The sequence below is a fragment of the Paenibacillus sp. EKM206P genome (assembly GCF_011066155.1).
Taxonomy (GTDB): domain Bacteria; phylum Bacillota; class Bacilli; order Paenibacillales; family Paenibacillaceae; genus Paenibacillus; species Paenibacillus polymyxa_D.
In genome coordinates this window covers 466,273-491,763 of the sequence record NZ_JAAMNQ010000002.1, presented here as the reverse complement: position 1 = coordinate 491,763, position 25,491 = coordinate 466,273, and the positions used below count along the sequence as shown (strand labels likewise).

Annotated in this window: 24 protein-coding genes; 10 read left to right on the top strand and 14 right to left on the bottom strand. The window is 46.7% G+C overall.

Annotated elements, in window-relative coordinates:
* Positions 1-153 precede the first annotated feature (153 nt).
* Entirely contained in the window at positions 154-1,362 is a 1,209-nt protein-coding gene (locus G9G53_RS05985; RefSeq protein WP_165146118.1) for an MFS transporter, read from the top strand.
* A gap of 178 nt (positions 1,363-1,540) precedes the next feature.
* On the opposite strand, the gene G9G53_RS05980 is transcribed toward G9G53_RS05985, so the two are convergent.
* Entirely contained in the window at positions 1,541-3,259 is a 1,719-nt protein-coding gene (locus tag G9G53_RS05980; protein ID WP_238437806.1) for a glutamine--tRNA ligase/YqeY domain fusion protein, read from the bottom strand.
* A 168-nt stretch (positions 3,260-3,427) separates the two neighbouring features.
* Between G9G53_RS05980 and G9G53_RS05975 the strand changes: the two genes are divergently transcribed.
* On the top strand, positions 3,428-4,153 hold the full coding sequence (locus tag G9G53_RS05975; protein WP_165146115.1) for a copper amine oxidase: 726 nt from the start codon (positions 3,428-3,430) through the stop codon (positions 4,151-4,153).
* 84 nt (positions 4,154-4,237) lie between these two features.
* Positions 4,238-4,786, top strand: a complete 549-nt coding sequence (locus G9G53_RS05970) for a GNAT family N-acetyltransferase (RefSeq protein ID WP_029518539.1) — start codon at positions 4,238-4,240, stop codon at positions 4,784-4,786.
* A gap of 97 nt (positions 4,787-4,883) precedes the next feature.
* On the opposite strand, the gene G9G53_RS05965 is transcribed toward G9G53_RS05970, so the two are convergent.
* The 13 genes from G9G53_RS05965 to G9G53_RS05905 form a co-directional block, all read right to left on the bottom strand.
* Positions 4,884-5,378, bottom strand: a complete 495-nt coding sequence (locus G9G53_RS05965) for a GNAT family N-acetyltransferase (protein ID WP_069010031.1) — start codon at positions 5,376-5,378, stop codon at positions 4,884-4,886.
* Positions 5,379-5,482: 104 nt separating this feature from the next.
* Positions 5,483-6,733, bottom strand: a complete 1,251-nt coding sequence (locus tag G9G53_RS05960; protein WP_165146112.1) for an MFS transporter — start codon at positions 6,731-6,733, stop codon at positions 5,483-5,485.
* A gap of 46 nt (positions 6,734-6,779) precedes the next feature.
* Positions 6,780-8,912 (bottom strand): molybdopterin-containing oxidoreductase family protein, encoded by a 2,133-nt coding sequence (locus G9G53_RS05955; protein WP_165146109.1) that lies wholly within the window; start codon positions 8,910-8,912, stop codon positions 6,780-6,782.
* A 371-nt stretch (positions 8,913-9,283) separates the two neighbouring features.
* Positions 9,284-10,117, bottom strand: a complete 834-nt coding sequence (locus G9G53_RS05950) for a formate/nitrite transporter family protein (RefSeq protein ID WP_165146106.1) — start codon at positions 10,115-10,117, stop codon at positions 9,284-9,286.
* A gap of 387 nt (positions 10,118-10,504) precedes the next feature.
* The gene (locus tag G9G53_RS05945; RefSeq protein ID WP_069010035.1) at positions 10,505-11,866 is read right to left on the bottom strand and encodes an FAD-dependent oxidoreductase; all 1,362 of its coding nucleotides are present in this window, start codon (positions 11,864-11,866) and stop codon (positions 10,505-10,507) included.
* A 390-nt stretch (positions 11,867-12,256) separates the two neighbouring features.
* Positions 12,257-12,733 (bottom strand): glutathione peroxidase, encoded by a 477-nt coding sequence (locus G9G53_RS05940; protein ID WP_165146103.1) that lies wholly within the window; start codon positions 12,731-12,733, stop codon positions 12,257-12,259.
* Between the two features lie 87 nt (positions 12,734-12,820).
* Entirely contained in the window at positions 12,821-13,624 is an 804-nt protein-coding gene (locus G9G53_RS05935) for a (2Fe-2S)-binding protein (RefSeq protein WP_165146100.1), read from the bottom strand.
* 12 nt (positions 13,625-13,636) lie between these two features.
* Entirely contained in the window at positions 13,637-14,530 is an 894-nt protein-coding gene (locus tag G9G53_RS05930) for an ABC transporter ATP-binding protein (RefSeq protein ID WP_165146097.1), read from the bottom strand.
* A gap of 231 nt (positions 14,531-14,761) precedes the next feature.
* Positions 14,762-15,781, bottom strand: coding sequence for an LLM class flavin-dependent oxidoreductase (locus G9G53_RS05925; RefSeq protein ID WP_165146094.1), 1,020 nt, complete (start codon positions 15,779-15,781; stop codon positions 14,762-14,764).
* 104 nt (positions 15,782-15,885) lie between these two features.
* On the bottom strand, positions 15,886-17,049 hold the full coding sequence (locus tag G9G53_RS05920; RefSeq protein WP_165146091.1) for an AI-2E family transporter: 1,164 nt from the start codon (positions 17,047-17,049) through the stop codon (positions 15,886-15,888).
* A 150-nt stretch (positions 17,050-17,199) separates the two neighbouring features.
* Entirely contained in the window at positions 17,200-18,213 is a 1,014-nt protein-coding gene (locus G9G53_RS05915; protein ID WP_013312376.1) for an LCP family protein, read from the bottom strand.
* Between the two features lie 91 nt (positions 18,214-18,304).
* Positions 18,305-19,207: a cation diffusion facilitator family transporter gene (locus G9G53_RS05910; protein WP_029518550.1), complete on the bottom strand. Its 903-nt coding sequence runs from the start codon at positions 19,205-19,207 to the stop codon at positions 18,305-18,307.
* A gap of 157 nt (positions 19,208-19,364) precedes the next feature.
* Positions 19,365-21,011 carry a DEAD/DEAH box helicase gene (locus G9G53_RS05905; protein WP_165146088.1) on the bottom strand — a complete coding sequence of 549 codons (1,647 nt, stop codon included), beginning with the start codon at positions 21,009-21,011 and terminating at the stop codon, positions 19,365-19,367.
* A 350-nt stretch (positions 21,012-21,361) separates the two neighbouring features.
* Between G9G53_RS05905 and G9G53_RS05900 the strand changes: the two genes are divergently transcribed.
* The 7 genes from G9G53_RS05900 to G9G53_RS05865 all read left to right on the top strand — a co-directional run bounded on the left by G9G53_RS05900 (position 21,362) and on the right by G9G53_RS05865 (position 25,457).
* Positions 21,362-21,964: a hypothetical protein gene (locus tag G9G53_RS05900; protein ID WP_238437827.1), complete on the top strand. Its 603-nt coding sequence runs from the start codon at positions 21,362-21,364 to the stop codon at positions 21,962-21,964.
* A gap of 39 nt (positions 21,965-22,003) precedes the next feature.
* Positions 22,004-22,648 carry an immunity 50 family protein gene (locus G9G53_RS05895; RefSeq protein ID WP_165146082.1) on the top strand — a complete coding sequence of 215 codons (645 nt, stop codon included), beginning with the start codon at positions 22,004-22,006 and terminating at the stop codon, positions 22,646-22,648.
* On the top strand, positions 22,641-23,048 hold the full coding sequence (locus tag G9G53_RS05890) for a hypothetical protein (protein WP_029518555.1): 408 nt from the start codon (positions 22,641-22,643) through the stop codon (positions 23,046-23,048). Before G9G53_RS05895 ends, G9G53_RS05890 begins: the two co-directional genes overlap by 8 nt.
* Before the next feature lie 178 nt (positions 23,049-23,226).
* Positions 23,227-23,856: a hypothetical protein gene (locus G9G53_RS05880; protein WP_165146079.1), complete on the top strand. Its 630-nt coding sequence runs from the start codon at positions 23,227-23,229 to the stop codon at positions 23,854-23,856.
* An 83-nt stretch (positions 23,857-23,939) separates the two neighbouring features.
* On the top strand, positions 23,940-24,467 hold the full coding sequence (locus G9G53_RS05875) for an SMI1/KNR4 family protein (RefSeq protein WP_029518557.1): 528 nt from the start codon (positions 23,940-23,942) through the stop codon (positions 24,465-24,467).
* Positions 24,451-25,011 carry a hypothetical protein gene (locus tag G9G53_RS05870; protein ID WP_029518558.1) on the top strand — a complete coding sequence of 187 codons (561 nt, stop codon included), beginning with the start codon at positions 24,451-24,453 and terminating at the stop codon, positions 25,009-25,011. The genes G9G53_RS05875 and G9G53_RS05870 overlap by 17 nt, the downstream gene beginning before the upstream one ends.
* Before the next feature lie 2 nt (positions 25,012-25,013).
* The gene (locus G9G53_RS05865) at positions 25,014-25,457 is read left to right on the top strand and encodes an immunity 26/phosphotriesterase HocA family protein (protein WP_029518559.1); all 444 of its coding nucleotides are present in this window, start codon (positions 25,014-25,016) and stop codon (positions 25,455-25,457) included.
* The last annotated feature ends 34 nt before the right edge of the window (positions 25,458-25,491 follow it).

The following is a 25,491-nucleotide window of genomic DNA, read 5'->3' as shown; positions in this document are numbered from 1 at the left end:
ATGAATTTTTTGAACAAAATTTAATTATTACATAATTGTTAATTAATTGGTTTGTTAACCCTTTCAACACATGATACATTGGAATAAAGAACCTCCCCACAGATCGGCATCGATGCGTAGTTCTCTATCGGGCTAAGAAAGGAATGGCTTGTCTTGCAAAAGAGAGAAATTCAAGAGACTCCTCTATATTCCTTAAAACTGTATAATTTTTTTCTATATGGAGCTATGGTCATTTTCTCCAGCTTCTTCCCGTTGTATCTGCAAGATATCGGCATGGACAAGCTGGAGATCGGGAGTCTGATGGCTATCGGACCTTTTGTATCCGTATTCGCGAACCCTTTTTGGGGCTATACAAGCGACCGGAGCCGTAACCTCCGACGTATTTTGCTATTTATGATTATAGGTACCTTGTTATTGCTGCAAGCTTTATTTCATGTCCATACGTATATCATGATTTATGTGTCAATGATTGGTTTTTATTTTTTTCAAAGCCCTTTATTTGCCCAAAGCAATAGCCTAATTCTCAGCTATATTGAGGGCACAGACCGGAAATTCGGCTCATTCCGTATATGGGGCTCCTTCGGCTGGGCTGTGACAGCGGCAGTTGCCGGCGTAGTTATTGACCAAACGGGGATATCCAGCATATCCACCATCTTTACGGTACTTCTTCTGGCTGCATTGATCTGCACCTTGTCGATTCCACCACTAAAAAGCTCTGTGGAGACAGCAACTATTCATTTGCGTGGCTTTGGCAGCGTTTTAATGAACGGATACTTTATATCCTTTATTTTATTGGGCATCCTTGTATCCATCCCGAATTCGATCAACAGCGCCTTTATGTCCCTGTACATCACCGAGCTGGGTGGGTCCAAACAGATGCTTGGTTTTGCTGTTTTTATGTCATCGGTATTCGAAATTGTTGTATTTTTGCTGTTTGATCGCTTCTTGAAGAAAAAGATGACCGTGATGGTAGGTTGTTTGGCACTCGTCAGTTTGCTGTTTGCCTTACGGTGGGAACTGATGGCTCTGGCCACAGACCCGATTCAGATCGTGTTTATTCAGGCACTTCATTGCGTCACCTTCGGTGGATACTTCTATGTAGGCACCCAGTTGACCGTCCTATTTACCCCTGCAGCATACCGATCATCCGGACAGGCCGTATATACCTTGACCTGGAGTGGTATATCCGGTATCGTAGCAGGTTTTGCGGGAGGTTGGCTATTCCAGAACTTTGGTGGAGAAATGATGTACCATGCAGGGGTCTTTTTCGCCCTACTTGGCTCTGCGGGATTTGCCATTATGTGGTACATGCTGTACAAGAACGGTTATCAGCCAGGACTGCCAGCGGGCACAAACGAATAGAAAGTGCCCCTTAACAACACTAGAGGAATGAGGTATCCCCTCTTCCCTTCTGGCTTGTTAGCAAGTATCGTCAAATGTATAAAGAGCGTGCATGCGTAAAATAAAGGAGTCTGCCAACGGCAGACTCCTTTTCAACTGGTCGCACGAAGCTACCATCTCTCCCACGCTTTCCAACAGCCTATTGCTTAGGCAATTGGAAAGAGCTTTTCAACGATACAACACGGTTAAATACAGGCTGACTCGGTTTGGAAAGCTTCGGATCGACACTGAAATAACCATGACGGAAAAATTGGAACTTGTCCTGTGATTGAGCTTCTTTCATGTTCGGCTCGACATAGCCATGAGCAATTTCCAATGAGTTCGGATTCAATTGGTCAAGGAATGTTTTTTCTGATGCATCCTCTTCAATCTCTTCCGTGTCCTCTGCGTTAATCAAAGGCTCATACAAACGGAATTCGGCAGGAACCGCTTGAGTAGCCTCTACCCAGTGGATCGTGCCTTTCACTTTACGTCCAGTAAAGCCTGATCCGCTCTTGGTTTCTACATCATAGGTACAGTGGATTTCCGTTACATTTCCGTCTGCGTCCTTAATCACATCGTTGCATTTAATGAAGTAAGCATGTTTGAGACGTACTTCATTACCAGGGAACAAACGGAAGTATTTGCTCGGCGGATTCTCCATGAAGTCCTCACGCTCGATATAAATTTCCCGGGAAAACGGAATTTGACGTGTACCGAGTTCCGGATTTTCCGTATTATTTTCCGCCTCCAGCATTTCAACTTGTCCTTCAGGATAGTTTGTGATAACCACCTTCAACGGATCTATGACTGCCATGGTGCGAGGTGCCTTAAGCTTCAAATCCTCACGTACAAAATGCTCCAGCACCTGCAAATCGATGACTCCGTAGGCTTTGGAAATACCTGTCTCATATACGAAGCTGCGGATGGCCTCCGGTGTATAGCCGCGACGACGTAAACCGGAAATCGTCGGCATACGAGGATCATCCCAACCATCTACGTGCTTTTCATCGACCAGAAGCTTAAGCTTACGTTTGCTGGTTACGGTTTGGGCCAGGTTCAGCCGTCCAAATTCATATTGGTGCGGTACCTTTTCCATCTCACATTCAGCTACAACCCAATCGTACAGCGGGCGCTGATCTTCGAATTCCAGCGAACAGAGTGAGTGCGTTACTCCCTCAATCGCATCTTCCAGCGGATGAGCATAGGAGTACATTGGATAGATACACCATGTGTCGCCTGTATTGTGATGTGCTGTGTGTGAAATACGGTAAATAATCGGATCACGTAAATTAATGTTTCCCGAAGCCATATCAATTTTGGCACGCAACACCTTTTCACCATTTTGGTATTTGCCTGCACGCATCTCTTCAAATAGCTTCAGATTATCTTCCACACTGCGATCCCGATAAGGACTATTTTGCCCCGGTTCGGTCAGTGTGCCACGAGTTTCACGGATTTGGTCCGCGCTTTGATCATCCACATAAGCTTTACCCTTTTGGATCAGCAGGATGGCACGCTTGTACATTTCTTCGAAATAATTGGAGGCAAAGTGTTTTTCCTCCCATTCATAACCGAGCCACTTCACGTCCTCTTGAATGGAGTTCACGTATTCCGTGTCTTCCTTCGCCGGATTGGTGTCGTCAAAACGCAGATTGGTGCGTCCTCCGAATTCATCTCCTAACGAGAAATTGATCCAGATAGCTTTGGCATGTCCAATATGCAAATATCCGTTTGGCTCAGGCGGAAATCGTGTAACAACCTCCTTTACCTTACCCGTACGTAGATCTTCTTCAATAACATTTTTAATAAAATTGGGGGGAGTGATCGGCTTCTCCACGCTAATCAACCTTTCTTCCGTATAATCTGTGTAAAACATGTTCCCTTAAATATACCCTTTCACACCGCATAACTCAATAAAATGAAAATCCTTATGCTCTCTTCAGCAAAAAAAGTGACAAGTTATGAAAAAGAGTTAACATTTTCGGCAAATAAATTCGTTATAGTGTATATATCTTTTATTTTGCCCGGAAAAGGAGACCCACCCGTGTTTAAGCTGCTCATTGTGATCCTGCTGTCTATGCTTTTGTCCTCTTCCGTCATGACTTCCGGCCATCCTTCACCGGACCCGGTGAACGGAACTGTACAATCTCGTCCACTAGCCAGCGCTCCAGAAGACTCATCCGTCCGCTTATATGCTGTTAGTCCGTCACAGGGATTATTCCATTCAGCTGTATTGGAAATCGGCCAACAACGCCACACATTCCGATGGTCGGGCTCGGCAGATATTTCCACCGCACCACAATTATACTATAGGGATGTGAACGGGGATGGTGTGCGTGAAGCCGTCGTGGTCCTCACGCGTGCCTCGGGAACGGGTGTCGAATTGCAGGAGTTGCATATTGTTAACGCACGGACGATGGAAGAATATGCAGTCGAATCGGCAGCAGATGCTGTGTCCCAGCGCGTTCACAGCTCAGTGGAGCCACGTGACCACAACCGCCAGGTTCATATTGCTGTCACGATTGACGGTGTCACACACACGATGGACCCTAAAGCATCAGTATTTTACGATGATCCAGCCCAATTTACAAAGCATCTCGATTTTAGCTCTGTCGTAATGTATGATGCCGAACAGCTTCCTCTGCAAGCCACTGTATCTGGCAGTGTATCCCCAACCGAATTTGTAGGGGATTTGGATCTGAGATATGTATACGAGCATGAACGGTTCCGGGTGGGACCTATTGAATTTGAAGCTTCCTCTCCCTTTTGACGACTCTCGCAGAATAAGGTAGCATGGGATTAAATGCTAGACTGGCTGGTTTAGCGATTTTCCGAGTGAAAGAGGGGATCAATCATGTTTACATATGCGTTGGACGAACGCACAGTCCTTCGGCCGCTCACCAAGGAGCATGTGCAGCCTCTGTTTGAGCTGATCGAAATGTCCCGTGACCGCCTGCGTCAATGGCTTCCATGGGTAGACTCTACCACGGAAATCAGCCACACAGAGCAGTTCGTGCAGGGCGCCTTGAAACAAGCCGCAGAGAACGGTAGTCTGACCGCCGGAATTTGGATAGACAACGAGCTTGCTGGCATCATCAGCTACCATGAGATCAATTGGACTCACCGCTCCGTTAGCATCGGATACTGGCTTGGACACGGGTACGAAGGACAAGGTCTAATGACCAGCGCCTGCCGCGTATTCGTTGAATATGCTTTGATGGAGCTGGACTTGCATCGGGTCGAAATCCGCTCTGCAACGACGAACCGCCGCAGCCGCGGTATTCCGGAACGTTTGGGCTTTGTGCTCGAAGGCATTGTACGCGAAGCGGAATTGCTGCCCGACGGCTACATGAACCACGCAGTGTACGGTATGCTCCAAAATGAATGGAAGCAACTTCGGTAATATTGTATTGTACAACAACGCCGCAGACCTGAGCAGGTCTGCGGCGTTGTTGGTTTAGGCCGGGCATACAACCGAATTGCTGTCTGTAGCCTCCCGCCTATTTTAAGAAATAGGCCATTAACACATCATCTACGAATTGGCCTGCTATGTAAAACTCCTCATGCAAACGTCCTTCAATCGCGAAACCACTTTTTTCATAAAACATAAGGGCTTCCGTGTTGCATGAGAGTACACGCAAACTCAACTTACGTATGCCCTCCGCAGCTGCAATATCCTTCATGGAGTTCATGAGCGCTGTCCCAATGCCTTTGCGATGATAAGCTGGATGTACAGCTATATTTATTTCGAGTACATGACAATTACTAGCCAACAGCGTTGGAGGACGAAATCCAATATACCCGCAGAGTACTTCCTGTTCGATGGCGACCAGTTGAGAGCCTGGAGGCGTATTACGCAGAAACTCCCCGCGCGACTTCCAGGACAGCGAAGCGGGAGCCGTGCGTTCATTCCATACCAATTCATCCAGCGCAATCAGATCAGGAGCATCCTTCATCTCCGAATGACGTATCGTCAAGAGTTGACTTGTAAACAATTCCTTTCAATCCTTCCTGTGAAGGCTTTCCTGAAGCAATAACTACAATCATCCGTCACTTATTGTACCATAATTACAGCATAATACTGCATTTTTATTAGGACTTAAGAACTGGGAACATCCGCCTTGGACGTCATAGTATTCAAAGTATCCGAATGATGCCGGTAACGGTTCAACCAGCTATGCAGGACGAAAAACAGGATCGACAACACCGCTACGCCTGATGCCAGCCAAAGTGTAGGCGGTAACCCACCACCATCATACAACTTCCCCATAATATAAGGCCCCATTACCCGTCCGGCTGCGCCAATGCCCCCCACAAGCCCAATGTAAAAGGGTGCACCCCGACCTCCATGATCAGACAGGAATGCTGGAACCGCAGGTGCAATCAGCATTTCTCCCAGGGTCGCCAGAACCATAGCGAATATCATTCCAGTATAGTTCTGTGTGCCCAGCATGACAATATAAGCCGCCAAATAAAATCCTCCGGCCCATGTCATTTGCGCTGAAGCGTGATGAGCGTACAGTCGTTTTATCCAAAAAATAATGGGTTGTGCGGCAAAAATAAGGATACCATTCAGTGTCCATAGTAACCCATACATCGTTTTAGGCAAGCCCTGCTCAATAATATGGGGAGACACTCCTGTATTCCAGATCGAATTGCCGAACCATAAAAAAAGCGAGCCTAACCCCACAAAGAGATACAATCTGGTATCACGAAACAGCAAACGAGCTGGTATTTCCTCTCTTTTTTTCACGGACTTGCTGAGCTGTACTTCTCCCTCTTCCCGATCCACCCTGCTTAGATAAGACCAGAAGAATCCGGCAAATACCGCAGAAGTCACTCCGTTCATCACAAAGCTGAGCTGATAGGAGAGGTCAGCCAGAACGCCACTCAATCCCGTACCCACTGCAACCCCAATATTGTTAGCGACATAAATAATATTAAATAGCTCTCCACGACGGTCAGCGAAACGAAAACCTACAAACGCCTGAATCGCAGGTACAGATACGACATTAAAAAAGCCGATAAAGCCCATCATGATGACAAACGCTACCCAATGACCGCTGGTAAATGGAAGCGCGAGAAGTCCCAGCGCGTTCATCGCGAGTGAGCCAACAATCAGCTTCTTGGCTCCAATACGGTGATAGAGGGCTCCGCCCAACACTTGACCAAAAATTCCGCCCAGAGACTGCACTAAAATCGCAATTCCTGCATCTCCCATACTACGGTTTAGCTCGTCAAACACATACATGCTAACCAACGGCCACATCAGGGAACTTCCAGCAGAATTAATCAGGCTGGCAATGAGAAACACTTTCACTTCTTTCGGATAAGACTCCAACCATTTCATATCTTTTGTTTCTCCTTTTGCATCTGACGCCATAAAAGGCATAATCTCATTGGCGCTTCACATTCACCACCGTTGAGAAGAAAGTAGCCCCCTGTCCCATATCCGACAGCCGATCAGAGGTTAACACATTGACACGCTGTCTGCGTCCTTTGCCTTCCCACCATAATCCCTGACTAATCACTGTACCGGGCAGCATCAGATCGGTGACTTTGGCTTTCAGCTCATACGTCCCCCGATCATTCCATACGGTAACCGGCTCCCCGTCCGCGATGCCTCTTGTCTGAGCATCCTCCGGGTGAATTTGTAGCAAGGGCTCCCGCTCCAGTCGCTGATGCTTGGGCAAGTTAGCGAAAGTAGAATTCAGAAAATTATGGTTTGGCGGTGAAATAAACATTAATGGATACCGCTCGTCCGCTTGCGGTCGGTGCTCTCCGTCGTACCCTTCAATCAGTGGCACATAAGAAGGCATCGCGGGCAGACCTGCTTGTTTCATTTTTTCCGAATATAGCTCAATCTTGCCTGAAGGCGTGGTTAAACGATCCAAATAAGTGGCCTTTGGCGTCATATCAAGCTTTACAAAAGGTGACTTCTTTAAGGCTTCCAAGGTCACACCGTTGAGATAAGGGTTCGTTGGATTATCAAGCGCGCCTGCGATCATCTCCTCTTCACTTTCCGTAAAGGCAGCTTCATCAAAGCCCATTGCCCGTCCGAGCAGGCTAAACAGCTCATAATTGCTTTTGCTTTCCCCAAGCGGATCAATGACGGGCTGCTGCATTTGGATATAGTGGTGCCAGTACGATTTGTATAGATCTGTTCCTTCAAAAGAAGACGCGGCAGGCAGCACAATATCTGCATAGCGGGCCGTATCGGTTAGGAATAGGTCATGAACGACTGTGAACAAATCCTCTCGTTCAAATCCTTTAGTCACCCGTTCCGAATCGGGGGCTACAACTACCGGATTACTGCAATATACGAATAACGCCTTAATCGGCTGTTCCTTCTGTAGCAGCGCTTCTCCGATCCGGTTCATGTTAATCATCCGGGCATCCGGGTTCTGTCGCAGATCAGGACGCTCCAGATGGGCGCTGTTAATCTTGGCATAAGCGCCGTTGGAGCGTGACGCTCCCCCGCCGTGCTTCAGCCATTGTCCAGTGAGCGCAGGCAAGCATGTAACCGCACGTACGTTCATACCGCCATTATCATGATGCTGAAGCCCATTACCGATATTGATATACGCTGCTCTCGCAGTTCCGTACATTTCCGCCAAACGGATAATATCCGCTTCCGGCACGCCGGTAATCCGCGAAACTCGCTCTGGTGTATAGGTCTTAACATGCTCGCGCAGTTCCTCATGACCTACTGTGTAGCGATGTAAAAATTCGTCGTCCGTCAGTCCTTGAGCGAACAGTACATTCATAACACCCAGCGCGAGCGCTGTATCCGTCCCCGGATATAACGGAATGAACCAATCCCCCCATTGCGCCGTCCGGTTACGATGAACGTCAATAACGACCACCTTAGCACCTTTTTTACGTGCTTTCTCAGCCAAAACGACCTGATGCATGTTGGTGCTAATGACATTACCACCCCACACAATAATGAGGTCTGCATCCTCCGTGTCCTCCGGGCTGGTGCCGCCCTTAAAACCCATAACGGACGCCCATCCTTCATTCCCAGCCACGCTGCAAATCGTCTGATCCAGTTGGCTTGAACCCAGCGCATTAAAAAATCGGCGATCCATTCCATCCACACTCAATACGCCCATATTGCCATAAAAGCTGTAGGGGAGAATAGATTCCGGTCCGTCCGTACGGATCAGCTCCTTGAACCGACCTGTAATGGTATTGACCGCCTCCTCCCAGCTAATTCGTTCAAACTTCCCTTCTCCTTTGGGGCCTATACGCTTCAACGGATAGAGCACCCGATCAGGATCATATACCCGCTCCGTCATATTGCGAACTTTGTTACAAATAGCCCCTTTGGTAATGGGATGATCTGGGTTTCCAGTCACCTTGATTATCTTTTCTTTTTCCTTGTGAAGCAGGAGCCCACACGTATCCGGGCAATCTAACGGGCATACAGCCGGAAAAATACCGTCCTGCTGCTCCGTCATCCGCTGTCCCCCTTGTAAGTCTTGTTGAAGCGTGGCCTCACGAGGCGCGCTATTGCGATGATCCATAGTGTTGATGCTCCTTTCCGTTACCGTTTCCAAAAATTACACTGATCTTATCATATCCACAGCTTTGGCCTATGGCAAGAGAAGGATTTTCCCACACAGCCGCTCTCCAAAATATTAAAAAAATCCGTCTGCTGCATAGAGCAAAACGGATTTTTTAAGAATTATAATTTTTTTCAACATCCTGTTTCATCATATCTTACTGAGGGTAAAAAAGATCAAGGCATCATGGACGAGAGCACACTCATCCTCCATGCCAAATCATGGACCACTCCCAAAAAAATCCGCCATGACAGGTTTCGTTCCCCCGGGCCTGTCATGGCGGATTTGCTTTGTTCATTGCTGTTTAAAGTACTGTGATTAGGTAGGATCAATCAACGGATTGGATGTGCAACCGAAGAAGTAGTTGGAGATTCATTCACTGGATGTGCGTTGGCTTGAGGCTTTTTCAGATAGGCCAACCAGTAGGCTCCAGCCACAAACAGGCTACCTCCTACCAAATTCCCCAGCCAGACCGGAATGAAGTTCATAACATAATCTGCCCATGAAAAGTGGCCTGCAAAAATAGCCGCCGGAATGAGAAACATATTGGCAACAACGTGCTGAAATCCAATAGCCACAAAGGCCATGGTCGGGAACCAAATCCCCATAATTTTGCCGCCAATGGAGTCTGTGCTATATGCCAACCATACAGCCAGTGCTACGAGCCAGTTACATCCTATACCCGATATAAAAGACTGCAAAAAGCTTTCGTGTAGCTTATGTCCTGCCATATCCACCACTTTGTCCAGATAAGGGCCCGTTTCTGTCAAACCCAGCACATGCCCAAAGAAAAATGCAACGAATAACGCACCTGCAAAATTACTGAGCGTAATAATCGCCAAATTACGAAGCATGACTCCTGTCTTAATTCGTCCTGCCCATCTCGCCAAAGGGACCGCCATCATATTGCCGGTCAGCAATTCTCCGCCTGCGATCAAAACTAATACCAGACCAATAGGGAACACCGCAGCTCCAATAAAGGTGGCAATGCTTCCCCATTCTTTAGGCGCACTTGCAATAACACGTATATCCAGCAAAAACCCGAGTGCAATAAATGCACCTGCCAAAAATCCCAGTACCACCGCCACAGTCCACGGGTTGTTCGCCTTGGCCACTCCTGTTTCCACCGTCTTTTCAGCAATTTGCCCCGGTTTATAGCTCGCCATATATCCCCGCTCCTTTAATATCTATTCACTAAAATATTCTTCTTTCATATTTTATTTAAAATCAGTGATTAAGTTTGTGAAAAAAATCACTTTCGTAACTATAAAAAAAACAGCCCCTGAAAAAAGGACTGTTTTTCTGTATTATTACATCTACTGCGCTACTACGCGCTTTACATTTAATTGTATTCTTCCTTTTCAATTGCTCTTAAGAACCAAAGAACTCCACCGAGGCCTATCAGCGCCACGACTACAAGAAAAAGGATATAAAACAAACCCATAAGCTACTTCCCCCCTGATCCTTATGCTACTCTATATTGTACTATAAGGATTCATCCGTACGCCTCAGATTGTTGACAAACTTATGAACAATGTCACAGACAAATCTAATTATACAGTAACTGGGTTCCGTTCGGATATTGTAGGCAAAGCTTGTAAACCTGCCGCGTTCAAGAAATTCCAAGGCTTGTTATAATGCGGCTGGAAGAAGAAATCGACAAAGGCCAACTGGTCAATAGTCATATGGTTTTGAATGGCTACGGATAGCGTGTTAATGGATTGCGTCAAATCCACCTTCGACATAATTTGAGCACCCAGAATTCTCCGCGTCCCCTGTTCATATACCACTTTCAGTAACACTTTTTCGGAGGTTGGCATAAATTCAGGTCGGTAGCTGTCCTCAATGGTTACAGCTTCTACAGTCATGCCTTCATCTGTTGCCGCAGCTTCCGTCATGCCTGTTCCTGCGATATTGTCTTCGTAAATTTTGATACCCGAAGTTCCTTGGGTTCCCATGTAGGCAATGGTTGGTTGCACCAGATTACGTGCCACCAGCGTACCCATACGAACTGCGTTGGTTGCCAAAGGGATATAAGCCGTTTTGCCGGTCGGATTATAGCGAATTGCACAACTGTCGCCTGCTGCAAACACGTCCGGGCAACTACTTTGCATATAGTTATCCACAATGATCGCACCGTTAGGCAACATATCTACCTGACCTTTGAGCAGATCCGTTTGAGGTCGGAAACCGATGCAGAGAATAACAAGCTCTGTTTCATATTCTCCTTTAGAGGTCACGACTTTACTTACCTTACCGTTCGTACCCTCAAAACGACTCACCGTCTCGCCAAGTACCAGCTTAATGCCATGTTCCTTCAGGGAACTTTCAATCCGGTCTGTATACTCATGGTCCAAATACTTATTCAATATACGATCAGCACTGTCGATCAGCGTTACATTTTTACCATTCATTTGGAAAGCTTCTACCAATTCAACACCAATGTATCCAGCTCCCACGACTGTAATGTTCTGTACGTGCTGGGCTTTCTCAATGATATCATTGGAATGATTATAGTTTTTACAGAGCAAAATATGATCAAGTTCAATGCCTTCCAGCTTTGGAATAATGGGCCATGATCCCGTGGTCACAATTAGTTTATCAAATGTGTCTGTAAATTCTTCACCTGTTTGGAGATTACGGGCATGCAGGGACTTGCCAGCCGTATCCACACTCGTTACCTCATGAAGCATCTTGGTCACTACACCCAAGTCAGACAGTTGATCTGGAGACGAATAAAACAGGCCGTGCGGATCTTTGACGACACCACCTACGTACAGCGCAATACCACAAGATAAAAATGAAATATTATCATTACGCTCGTAAACGGTAATTTCTGCATCTGGATAACATTTAGCTGTGTTAACGATAGCTGCTGTGCCTGCGTGTGTACATCCGATAACTGCTACTTTCATGTTGAATTCCTCCTTGGTGTGTGGGCATAAACTGTATAATAATTGTGAATAGTTTCACGTAAACAGCTCGTTAGTGTTTGTGATTTATTTCACTTCATGCACTTATTATAGTGTGATATTTTTCACATTACAATAGCTTTTTGTGATATTCACAATTTGTCCACATTTAAAAAAGAAAGGATATACGAGATCAACTGTTTGCTGAAATGTTTTTTTGCTCCATTCAGTTTCCCCTGTAGGCGGCCTGATTATGCCCATGGAATCGACTTTCACATGATGCTCCCCCTTTAGACAAATGCACATGTAGAGAACAAAAAAAGGTCCGCTTCCCGGAGACATGCCGGAAATCAGACCTTTTTAAACATATATTTTGGAATGAAGGCAAAGCTACTATAGCAATTGCTCAATGGCTGCTTTCATCGCTTCTGGTGACTCCTTCGGTTCAAAACGACCCACAGGTACACCTTCACGATTCACAATGAATTTCGTAAAATTCCACTGAATTGTCCCATTTTCCTGTTCTCCAGGCTGTTGCTTTTTCAAATATTCAAACAGAGGCGCTGTACCCGGTCCATTGACGTCCACTTTGGCGAATACCGGGAAATTAACCCCGTAATTCAGTTGGCAAAATTCAGACGCTTCCTCGCTGCTGCCCGGCTCCTGACCGCCAAATTGGTTGCAAGGAAAGCCTAATACAACTAATCCCCGATCCTTATATTCGTCATAAAGCTTTTGCAAATCCCCATATTGCGGGGTAAGTCCGCATTTACTGGCGGTATTCGCAATAACCAGCACCTTACCAGCGTAAGTATTCAGAGAAACCTCCTGATTCGCTGGTGTTACGGCATTATGTGAATAGACAGACATACAGCATCCTCCTTCGTGTCACTTGGTTTAGGTTACATAACCTATTTTAACCAAAAGGTGACGGACATGCCAACATCCACAGAGACTTTACCGTGATGCCACCACTTCGAGTCTGCGTTCTTCGCGTTCGGAAGCGGACATTTTGGGGCAAGTATAACAATACCGCTGACCTCCACCTGTCTTGTAATATTGGCAACAGGACGGTTTCATGTAGGTATTTTCACCAGGGCGGTAAGGATTGTCCAATTCAACGAGACGAACCGTAAACGGATTTCTTTTACGCCCGAATATCTCTCCCTCAAGTTCACGTGTCACATACATATAATCTTGTTCAAAGCGCTCCACATCCTGAGGATCAGTCAACGATGGCTGTACTCTATCCTTAAAATACAGCAATGCCAACGGAAACTGTCCCCACATTTGGCCGATAGATGCGCTCCCCACTGTAGCAATTGCTTCCAATAGGGGCCGCATCTGCAAACTGTAAAAGTCTCGTAACACTTGCTGGGCCTGTTCGGAAGAACGGTGATCCCCATTGTTCCACGTATTGTCCAGCTCTGTTAAGTCGATGACCTGAAGACTAATAGAGGGATATTGACCTTCATAACAAATATGAAATCTGAGATTAGAAACGGACAGGTCCCAACGGCGTTCACACAGGGATACCATAAAATGCTGCGCAAACACGAGGCCACGCAACTGGTTCACAAAATAAACGGCTGCGGTTAAAACGTCTTCAGCACGCAGAAGATCGCCGTAATACTCCATCACAGAGCGGATCTTATCTGGTTCAAGCCATTCGGCCACTGGCCCGGAATATACTGCATCCTCCGGCGTGACTCTCACTATGTTTGCTAGTTGCTCAAGCTGATCGTAATCCAGTGGTTTCATGGTATGTCCCCTTTAACCTCTTGCCGCTACTTGTGCTCTAGCATCACGTCGCTCAGCAACAGAACCCACAGGTTGCTTATCTTCCACATTCATATCTTTTATGGCTTGGCTTACCGCAGGCTGTCCAGCCAAAGCATACGGAAGACAGAGCGGTACACCTGTACGAGGATCTGTTACAATATCAGCCTCAATCCCGAACACTTCACGCAGCACATCAGGGGACATAACCTCAGTTGGAGTTCCTACCGCCTCAGCTTTCCCTTTTTTGATTGCAATCATATGCTGAGCATACCGGGCCGCATGGTTCAAATCATGCACGACCATAACAATGGTGCGCTCCTCCGAAGTATTTAGATACTCCAGCAAATGCAGCACTTCCAGTTGATGCGCCATATCTAAAAATGTCGTCGGCTCATCCAGAAACAAAATATCCGTATCCTGCGCAAGTGCCATAGCAATCCAGGCACGCTGACGCTGACCGCCAGAAAGCTGATCAATCGGACGATCGTGGAACTCGCTCATTCCCGTTACTTGAATGGCCCACTCTACCATTTTGCGATCTTCCGCTTTCATGGAACCAAAACCTTTTTGATAAGGAAAACGTCCGTAAGATACCAGTTCCGTCACGGTTAATCCTTCCGGTGCAGTCGGATTTTGCGGCAAAATAGCCAGCTGCTTAGCTACTTCCCGGGTGGATTGCTTATGAATGGATTTACCGTCAAGCAGAACACTGCCGCCCTTAGGATTCATGATGCGAGCCATCGTCTTCAGAATAGTGGACTTGCCAGAACCATTTGCGCCCACCAAGGCTGTGATTTTCCCTTGCGGTATTTCTACGTTCAGATCTTCTACAATCAATCGATCTTCATAAGCAATATCCAGATTTGCCGTTTTCAGACGAAACATGTGGAATCATCCCTTTCCCTTATCCAATATATATAGTCACGGGCTTAACGCACGACTTTCATCAAAACTTCATTCTATCTTTATATAATAAAGATATTGATAATCATTATCAAGTGTTAACTGGTTTATTTCCTATATCATACAGTGCATATCATCCAATATTTCCTCAAAAAATTCAAAAAAAGATCACAGCTCCTCGAAGCTGTGATCTTTCAAATCCGGCGAATTGCATTATGACTGTACAGAAGACAGTCCAAATGCTTCGGCCATGAGACGTATAGATTTCATTTTGGCATCAAAGTCATGAATAATGCTCGCAACCATGATCTCCTGTGCATTATAGTCCTTACTTAATTGCTCAATCTGACGCTTCACCTGTTCGGGCGAACCGACCACCATACGTTTGCGATTCTCACGTATCCGCATCCGGTCAAACGGCGTATACGGATACGCCAGTGCCTTTTCCACGGAAGGTGTTCCAGCGGAGCGCATTCCCTGCTCTAATAGTACAAGAGACAAGTCCATGCTGGAAGCCAAGCGATTGGCCTCCTCTTCGGTATCCGCACAGATCGCAAATACGGCAACAAGCGAACGTGGTTGGTCACTATGCTGGGAAGGCTGGAAGCTTTCCTGGTATTCCTTCATAGCCCCTGTGCCGCCTTCACCATTAATGAACTGCGCAAACGCAAAGCCCACGCCACGCTCGGCTGCCAGACCTGCGCTATCACCACTGGAGCCGAGCAACCACATTTCCGGTACAGTTTCTATAAGCGGCATCGCCTGTAGCGAACCGAAACGGTGATTATTGCCTGTGCTGTCATGTAAATAAGCTAACAGGTCATCCAACTGCTCAGGGTATAGATCTACACCACCTCGCATTTTGCCTTCTTGCAGGGCTCTGGTAGCAATGGGCATTCCTCCAGGCGCCCGTCCCAGACCTAAATCAATGCGTCCCGGATACAATCCTTCCAACACACGAAAGTTTTCCGCTACTTTATAAGCGCTGTAATGAGGCAGCATCACCCCACCCGACCCCACTCGAATGGCCCGAGTACGGGCGGCCAGATGTGAAATCAGTACCTCCGGGCTGGACCCAGCGAGATTTGCTGCAGAATGATGCTCTGATACCCAAAAGCGATGATAACCCAAGCGTTCCGCCTCTATAGCAAGCTCAGTGGTCTTTTGTAATGCCTGCGCATGCGTCATGCCTTCCGATACCGGAGATTGGTCAAGAATGCTGAGTTTTATCATAAAAGTCTGACCTTTCTATTTGGGAATAAGGATAGGCATTAATTATAGCATGCGTAGCCACAGTTACCCAAGAGGTGCCCCTATCAATTTTATAGTGGAAAAGTTTATTTTTCGTAAAGACTTGCGTTCCCTTTATCCGCCTCATAGAGATGTGAACGCTTTTTAAAGAAACTATACAGATGTGTAACGATTACTTTCAAGACGGCATACCCCGGAACCGCCAGTACAATTCCCACCACACCAAACAAATTGCCTGCGGTCAGAATAACGAAGATAATCGTGATCGGATGTACCCGAAGAGATTTGCCCATAATTTGTGGAGAAATTAATTTACCCTCAATGAGCTGTACGACTGTCCACACGATAACCATCTTGAGCAGCATAATCGGTGAGGTGACCAAGGCTACAATTAACGCAGGTGTAATGGCAATGACGGGACCTAAGTAGGGGACAACGCTCGTAAAGGATGCAATGACTGCAAGCGTCAGAGAGTAGTCTAATCCAATGATTAGGTAACCAATATACAACAGCGCCCCAATACAGAAGCTGACAATAATCTGCCCACGAATATAGGAACTGACCTGATGATTCATCTCGGTCATAATGCGATCTGTTTCTTTACGAAACATAGGCGGAAGCATTTTCAGGATAAACTGTGGTAGCTTGTGTCCATCTTTTAGCAAGTAGAACAGAATAAATGGAACCGTAGCAATCGCAAGTACCGTTTCTGTCACCACGCCCAAAAAGCTGCCCACACCCGTCCATGCATTATTAATAAAGCTAGATAACTTTTCAGAAGCTTTGGAGGCCAGCTCAGATGGATTAATTTGAATGGTGTTCTGGAACTGGTTTACAAAATCGCTGCCGATCAGTTTCTCGAATTGTCGTTGTACTTGCTTGCTATAGTCAGGAAAATTTTGGATAAGACCCTGTATTTGATCACGGATCACAGGTACCACCGATGTAACCACAATCGCAATAACTCCTATAATGAGCAAAAACAATACAACAATGGAGTATACTCGTTTCACCTTGTTACGCTCCAGTACATCAACCAACGGATTGAACAGATAGTACAACACGCCGGATAAAATGACAGGGAGAATGATCGTTTTTAACAGCACCATGACAGGTGTGAATATGTATGAAATTTTGGTAAGCACCAAGATATTCAAGCCGATCAGCAGCAGTACCAGCAGGAATAACACAAACTTGTTGTTCAGAAAAAACTTCTTGAATCGGTCTTTCCATGCCGGAGTTATTTCCACACCACATTCCCCTTCTCTTTACACAAATGAGTATACGTTCTTCATAGATACGATATATTTTTGGAACAAAATATACAAGGTTATACCCAAATAAACACAAAAGCAAACAAAGTTGTACGTCATCGTACGAACTTCGCTTGCTTTCGAGGGTTATGGAGTATCATTTATCGTGGTTGCAGCATCCACCGTCGTGGTCACAGGTTTGTTCTCCTGTTCAAAAAGATTCTGTATGAAGCGCTTGAGCTTTCTTTCGTCTACACCCAATACCTGCGCACCCTTAATGGTTTCCCCACGCACCAATTCATTCGGCGGGATTTGCTGCTTCGCTACTGTTGTTGCATCGATATTAAAGCCCAATGAAGCCAATTGCAGCATTTCCGTAGTACTCAGGTTCGTTTCAATATAAGGAGAAATGCTATTTAAAATACTCGGCAGTTTGATTAGAGATGAGGTTGACTGAATTTTACCGCCAAGCTCGGTAATGAATTTGCGTTGCCGCTCCGTACGCGTAAAATCGGAAGTCGCATCATGACGGAAGCGTACATATTGCAAGGCTGTTTTACCGTCCATGTGCTGCATTCCCTTTTTCAAATCAATATCAAACTGGTGTTTATCTGCCTTGGAGGTATAATGCATATCTTTTTCGACATCCAGGTCAATACCACCCACAGAATCAACCAGCGCAATAAAACCATTGAAATCAGTATATACATAATATTGAATCGGTATGCCCAGCAGGTCGCTCACGGTCTGTCTGGTCAAATCCGGTCCCCCGTAGGAAAAGGCAGCATTCAATCGACTTTGCCCATGACCTGGGATATTGACGTACGTATCACGAAGAATCGACATCAGTGTAGCCTTTTTCGTAACCGGATCAATAGAAGCAACCATAACGGAGTCAGAACGCCCTGAATCCTCTCCACGGGAGTCGCCGCCTAGCAGCAGAATATTCACTCTTTCTGTCCCATCCCATTCCGGTGGGAGCGATACCTCTACAGGTTGTACATTGGTTTGAGTTTGTGCCTGCGGTTTAAATTTCGAATCCTGTCCGGAAGCAACTGAAATTTGATTCGTAAAATGATATATAGAATACGTATAATATCCGCCCACTAAAAGAACCGCCGCAGTCACAGAAATGCCTAACCATTTTAAAAATTTTCGCATATTTTCGGGTAACCTCGCTTTTATTCATCATCGTTCGGCTTTTAAAAGCATACCCTTCCTGCAAGTTATCTGTCAATTCGCGCCGTCTGTTCTAGTGGTCGTCCGCATACCATGGATTCAAATGGACAAGCACCTCATAAACCCGCGGTTCCCGCTTCATGACAGCCCCCTTAATCAGTCGAATAATATCGTGTCCCTGCTGAATCGTCAAAGAGGCATCCACTGAAGCGCGGATATCCACGATAATATAATGGCCGTGCTCACGGGCACGGATACGGTCAATACGTTGAACCTCGGCTACACTCAGTGCGGCTGCGGCGTAGCTCTCAATTTCCTCCGTTGCAATCGCCTTTTCCATAAGCACATCTATGGATTCACGGCCCATTTCCCAGGCCAATTTCAGAACTAGCAATGCCACTACGAATCCCGCAATAGGGTCACCGTAAGATAAGATTGAAATGCCCCAGTGCTCCCCAATCAGCCCCAAGCCGATACCCAGTACAGCAGCCCCAGAGGCGTACACATCAGCGAGATGATCTTTTGCCGTTGCAATAAGACCCTGACTATTGGCCGCTCTCCCGATACGAATCGTGTAGATATACAGCCACTGTTTCCAGAGCAAGGAAATAATGGCGGCCACCAATGCCAGTATATGCTCCTGTGGCATCGGTTCGAACAGTGCTGCAATCGAATGATAGCCGATAAATATACCCGCTCCAAACAATATGACCGCCACCACGCTTGCACCGATCACTTCTGCCTTGCCGTGACCATAAGGATGGTCCTCATCCGGCGGCTGGCTAGATATGCGCATCGCCCCCAGTGCCGTTGCAGAGGCAATCACGTCCCCAGCATTATGCACACCATCGGCTACCAGCACCTTGCTGTTGAACATAAGTCCTGTAATAATCTTAATGCCGGTTAATAGGATGTTGCTAATCAGGCTGATCCATGCTGAGACCATGGCGCGCTTGCCCATATCCTGTTCCTGCATGATGTATAACCCCTCCAAATTTATCTTTTGAATTTATCTTATGGCGCTGCTCTTTCAGCGGTATGGATGAAGATTACAATAGCCCCGGAAGATGAGCCTCCCCGGGGCTATTATGATAACCATAGTGGAGCATTCTATGAGAATACTCCTATTTTATCTATCTGGACCGTCCGCGACGGCCTCCTTGTCCTTGACCACCACGCGGGCCGCCTTTGGCTTGTCCACCGCGGCCACCTTGGCCTCCGCGCGCAGAACCACTGCTGCTGCGGTCATACCCACCGCGCTCGCTGCTTTGTCCTGCCGAGCGACCTTGGCCTCCTCGTGCGGAACCGCCGCTGCTGCGGTCATATCCACCGCGCTCGCTGCTTTGCCCTGCCGAGCGACCTTGGCCTCCTCGTGCAGAACCGCCGCTACTACGGTCATACCCGCCACGCTCGCTGCTTTGTCCCGCCGAGCGACCTTGGCCTCCTCGTGCGGAACCGCTGCTGCGGTCATATCCGCTGCGCTCGTTACTGCCGCGGCTAGAGCGACGTTCGCCGCCTGCACTGTCACGACGGCCCGCCTGTTCGCGGCCGCTGCCCCGGCGTCCACCGCCGGAGTCGTTGCCACCGTAGGAACGGCGGTCGTTTCTGCCCGAACGGCGTTCTCGACCCTGCCGATCAGCCGTATCGGAAGCAGGTCTACGCTGTCCGCCGCCCTCACTGCTGGTGAATGTGACACCAGCAACTTTCTGGATGTTCCGAAGCTCCGGAATATCCCTTGGCGTAGCGAGCGTCACCGCCACACCTTTGCCTCCGGCACGGCCGGTACGCCCGATGCGGTGGATGTAGCCTTCGGCATCCTGCGGCATGTCGTAGTTGAAGACATGCGTGACGCCTTCTACATCCAGGCCGCGTGCGGCTACATCAGTCGCTACGAGCAATTGGAGTTTCGCTTCACGGAACGCCTTCATCACTTGCTCCCGCTTGTTCTGGGACAAATCCCCGTGAAGCTCACCGCTCTGAAAGCCCATTTCTTGCAGCTCTTCGTTCAGTTTGGCAGCCCGGCGCTTCGTACGGCAGAAAATAACAGCCAAGTACGGACGATCCGTATTCAGCATATCCACCAATGCCTGTTGCTTACCACGGTCTGTTGTTTGCACAACGACCTGACGGATTTGACTCACCGGAACGGAAGAAGCGGATTTCACTTTGACATCTACAGGTTCGTTCATATATACACGAGCCAGTTTGCGAATACCGGCTGGCATCGTAGCGGAGAACAGCATCGTCTGTCTCCGGTAAGGAACTTCCTGAAGAATCGTCTCCACATCGTTCAAAAAGCCCATGTGTAACATTTGATCGGCTTCATCCAGGACCAGCATTTTAATGCCGCCTAGATCCAGCGTGCCACGTCTCAGGTGATCCAGCAGTCGCCCAGGTGTCCCAATAATCAGTTGTGCGCCACCTTTCAGTTTACGAAGCTGACGCTCCACGTCCTGTCCTCCGTAAACAGCTAGTAGAGATAAACTCGGCTCCGCAGCAGCCAAGCATTTAGCTTCCTCTGTAATCTGGAGTGCCAATTCACGCGTAGGTGCAATCACAAGCGCCTGCGGGTGCCGCTTGTCCAAATTCAGCTTTTGTAAAATCGGCAGTAAAAACGCAAGCGTCTTCCCTGTCCCCGTATGTGCCTCGGCAATCACATCCTGACCTTCCATCAACAGTGGAATGGACTCCTGCTGTACAGGTGTTGGCGCTGAGATACCCTGCTCTTTCAAGGCTTCTACCCAATGTTGCTCCACACCTAATGCTGTAAAATTCTTCAAGTTGTATTCACTTCCCTTATCTGTATTCAATATGTGTCACGTAAAATAGGTTCATGTGCCATATGACATCTATCGTTCCATAGTTCAGAATTCCCATTTTTGTATCGGTTCTCATTCTCCCCTTTTCAGGAAGGGAGCATATCCGTTATCGTTGAATCTGTTCATGTAACTCAACATACGGCCGCAAGGCGGCTCAGGCCGTTCCATATATGACTTTCCTAGTATACGCGAAGTTGAACTGGTTTCCAAACGATTTTAATGAACAGGACCACAGTCTATATAAAAGGTGAATTCGATCTTCATGTCATATATTATGGTATAAGAATTGGTAATTCATGAATAAAGGATGGATGCTTGTGGTTAACAACTTGCATTATAATTTTATAATGGCCGGTTCCTTGTCGGAGAAGCACACTTTGTTTGCTGAAGAGTGCTTTGCTAACCTGTTCGATTGTTTTGAAACGTTCCTGAATATATCAGGAATCCGCAATACCCGTGTGTCTATCTATCAATCCACGAAAGCCAAACACGGTAAGATTCGCTGGGACAAGCAGGAGTTGCTTCGTATTGTAACCAATGATGAATTGACTCCTTTGATGCTGGTTATAGAGGCGCCTAGTATCAAATCGTCCTATAACAAAGGGACGACGCCGGAAGTGTACATTCTTTTGTCCAATGACCCCATGTCCCAATCATCCAATAATTGCGGCATACTCGTTTCGATCCGTCAGGACGTTTATGAACGTATCGACCAAACAATCGTCGAAGACGTTATGATGCAGCTCAGCCAGTGGATAAAGGCAAACAAAATGTTACATAGCTCGCGCAACTTTTATGCTGGCAGTAAAGCACGCGCCATTATGGATATTCTTCCATTTATGCTCGAACAGGATACCCCGGATATGAAGTATGTTTTTCAATCGTGGACTCCGTTCCCTTTACCACACACTTAAACAATCCGTCATACTATTAACCCCAGGAGGCTGCAATTTATGCAAATTCAAGTTCAAAAGGTTGAAAAAAAAGAGAACGAATATCTCATTCATTATCAAGCCGGGGGAGCGTTGCCGTTCGTTCCGCATGATATTGTTCTGATCCATGGCAAACAGTATTTTATAGGCACGATTTTGAAAGTAGAGCCGGAACAGGCCCTTGTCCGTATTAATCCGGAATATGAAGACCAACTGGCAGGGTCCATCGGACTGGAGCTGGCTTTCTCTCCAACTGTTTCTATTCAAGGTGCAGACAGCATTGTCGAAAAGCTTGGCTATTTCCCTCCCTTTCATTATGACCGAATTACAGCTGCCAATATGACGAAAGACCAGATTACGCTGACGATTGAGCTATCCTACGCTAGCGTGCTTGTCCCTAAATCACCGGATCTGGAGCCTTCAACTGAGGCACCTGTAATCCCTGAAGCTCCAGCAAAAGACGTCCCACGCTATGCAGTGACTTTTACATTTCTGGAAACTAAAGAGCATGTATTAAGCCCTGTAGAAACAGAAAATATCATTTTGCAACTTGACTTCCGTTATGAAGAGGCTGATATGGTCGTTGACATCGATGCCTTGTCAGGGCTGTCAGGCAGCTTTCTGTGCAGAGGTATCCGCGCAGAGATTACGGAACTGAATGAATAAACAGGAGGCTCGCGAGCTGTTACGCTGTCATTCTTTTATCCATGATGATCTGGAGCATCCCAAAATGCGAAGCGGATTTCTAGGGATGCTTCGCCCCTTTCAAGGCGAACTGATTGAGGATAATTTTCATGAGCTCATGACTATCATTGAAGTTCTGGCAGATGAGTTGGAGAAACCGTCCGTAGAACGGGAGCTTATATCCGCTCTGTGGGGGATTTGCCAGTATACACGGGCATGGGCGTTGCATCCTGATGGTATGCTGCAGCGAAATCACCTGCTGACCGTAGAGCAGATTAGTACGCTTGACGATTGGATTGATACGATCTCCTATGCGGTTATGGTACTGCTGGAGGGTGGCGGACCAGAAGAAGCTTTATCGAACTACAGACACGAGAGTTGATCCGCAGTGATACATATATCTTAGTCAAGGGGGCCGCTTTTGCATTGCTTCGCGTACATAAAAGCATGCCTTTCGCACAACATGCTCTGAAACAATTAGTTGAGCATGAAGAATTCCGTGTATCTGCCAAACGGGAGCTTTCCACATAATCGACAACCAAAGGAGAATCACTCTACTTATGCGTGTAAGAATATTTATATTCATATTAATTATCGGAATTATATGTGTGCCTGCGTATTTTATTATGAGCAGCTTTGGATTATTTCAAAATGAAAAGGTGCTTGTACATTACAAGCTTGCCATTGAGGTAAAGGATAAAAAGTATGATGCCTGGCCTTTAATCAGTAGCTATGCCGCTATAGATAAAAGAGGGGACAGTCGTCAGCTCTACTACCAGGCGGAGGGCTCAGGCTTAGAGTATCTGTTTCAGCTAGCCTATGGACAATATGAACTCCGACCCTCCAAGGAAAATCCTTTTCTGGACGGAGGAGTCCACTATACCATGGATCATCCCGAGTATGTGCGTGAGGAAAAGGAGTATGAGAATGCTAACGACTACACGGAATTAACCCATTTTTATAATCAGCAGGAACGGATGATTTATACCTATAATCCCGAAGCCAAGCTCGATAAAACATACGTCCGTTCCATCATCACCGCTGGGATGACTCGCACAACTGGTAATTCAAGCCGTCCGGTTAAGGATGACTATATCAATATCAGTAAGCTGTTTAAGGATAAGCTAGGAGTGAATGTGAAGGTAGATGTGGATGAGGACAACAAAATCGTCACCCTATCGATGACATGATTTCACATACGATGTACCGCTGCGTTGTTTCATTTCCAACAAAGAGATTTATGGTTTACTAGGATCAAGGAGGCTGGTTGTTAATGTCATTCGCAATTGAATCAGGGCTTTTGCCTGCCCAGATCGCAGCATTGGAGGAACAGATACAGCGTATATTGCCCGCTGGCTATAAACGTTTTCTTTCACAATATAACGGATTTTATGTAGCCGCCCCTTTTTATTGCAATGTGCCCTTCGATCGAGTGGATAACGGAGACATTGATTTGACTTGTTTTTTCGGATATGAAGTATCCAACAAAAATCATGACCTTCTAGCGATTAATGATGAATTTCTGGATGAAATCAATCATGTCGAGAGCGCTTTGTTGATTGGTGCAGATGCGGGCGACAATTTTTACGTTCTGACATGTAAGGAATACACCCCGTATGTGTACTACTGGGACCGCACACATCTTCATGCTTATGATGACAAACTGAACTATGATATTGCAGAGCAGGACGAATGCGGACATTTGTATCTGGTGGCAACAGACTTTACAACGTTTTTTAATCAGGTAATTGAACGACTCAACGAGCAGAAAGGAAGGCCTACTGATGACAGAAATACATAATGCTAAGCAGGGACCGGCTTATTTGGAGGGTTGGGTTGTACCCGAAAACCCCGAGGCATGGGTCGAGCAGGAGTGGACAGGTACGCTTCGTTCACAGGCAGGACATACGAAATTCCACATTTTTTATTACGGAGAACTTATGGACGAGCTGATCACTGGTACTGAATTTGCACCCCAACTCATTATTGCAGAAGATGCAGTCACAGGTGAACAGATCGTGATTTTTGACGGAACCCGCCATGGTTACGATGCTCTGCTATGCGAAGTTTATACCAAGGAGCAGCAGAACAATCTCACTCCCCTGCTGCCCTATCTGGACGAAGATGGTGAAGATACTTTCGAGGTAAGCGTAACTGCCTTTTATAATGTTGATTGGGATGACGAGTTTGCAGACGATGTAGATGAGAATGGGCAGTTAGAGCTGATCAATGGCGAACGATGCGATTTTGAAGATGCGAAGCGGAACGGCTATGATGCGATCAGCATTACGATTACCAGCGCTAAAGGTCTAAAAACAGAGATCCTTCAGGAAGAGCTGGCCTGACGATGGTATTTAAAAGAATCAAACATCAGGAAGGCGATATTTTTGTTATCCCCCTGCATGACGGCCGATTTGCGGTATGCCAGGTGATCTGCGCACTGTATGGTAGATTCAAAAAAGCGTTCTCCTTCGGGGTTCTATCCATAGGCCAGAATCAAGCGTACGGAGGTGAAACGACATATCTTCCGTTTACAAATTATCGCGGCCGATTTGAAGTTATATTCACCGCCACCCAAAATCTGACGAAAGGAGTATGGCCCATTATCGATCATCGCCCTCTTTCCGAGGAACAACAGCAGCTAAAATATTTTAATTGTGCGGGCCATCTATACTGTGGGGATGAATATATACGCAATCTGGAACTGGAAGAATATAATCAATATACGGTAATGGGCGTGGCTGGATATGAGTTGGTACAGCAATATTTAGCCCAATATGATGACCGCTAGGAAGAATAGCAGCACAAATAACCACCTTGAAGTT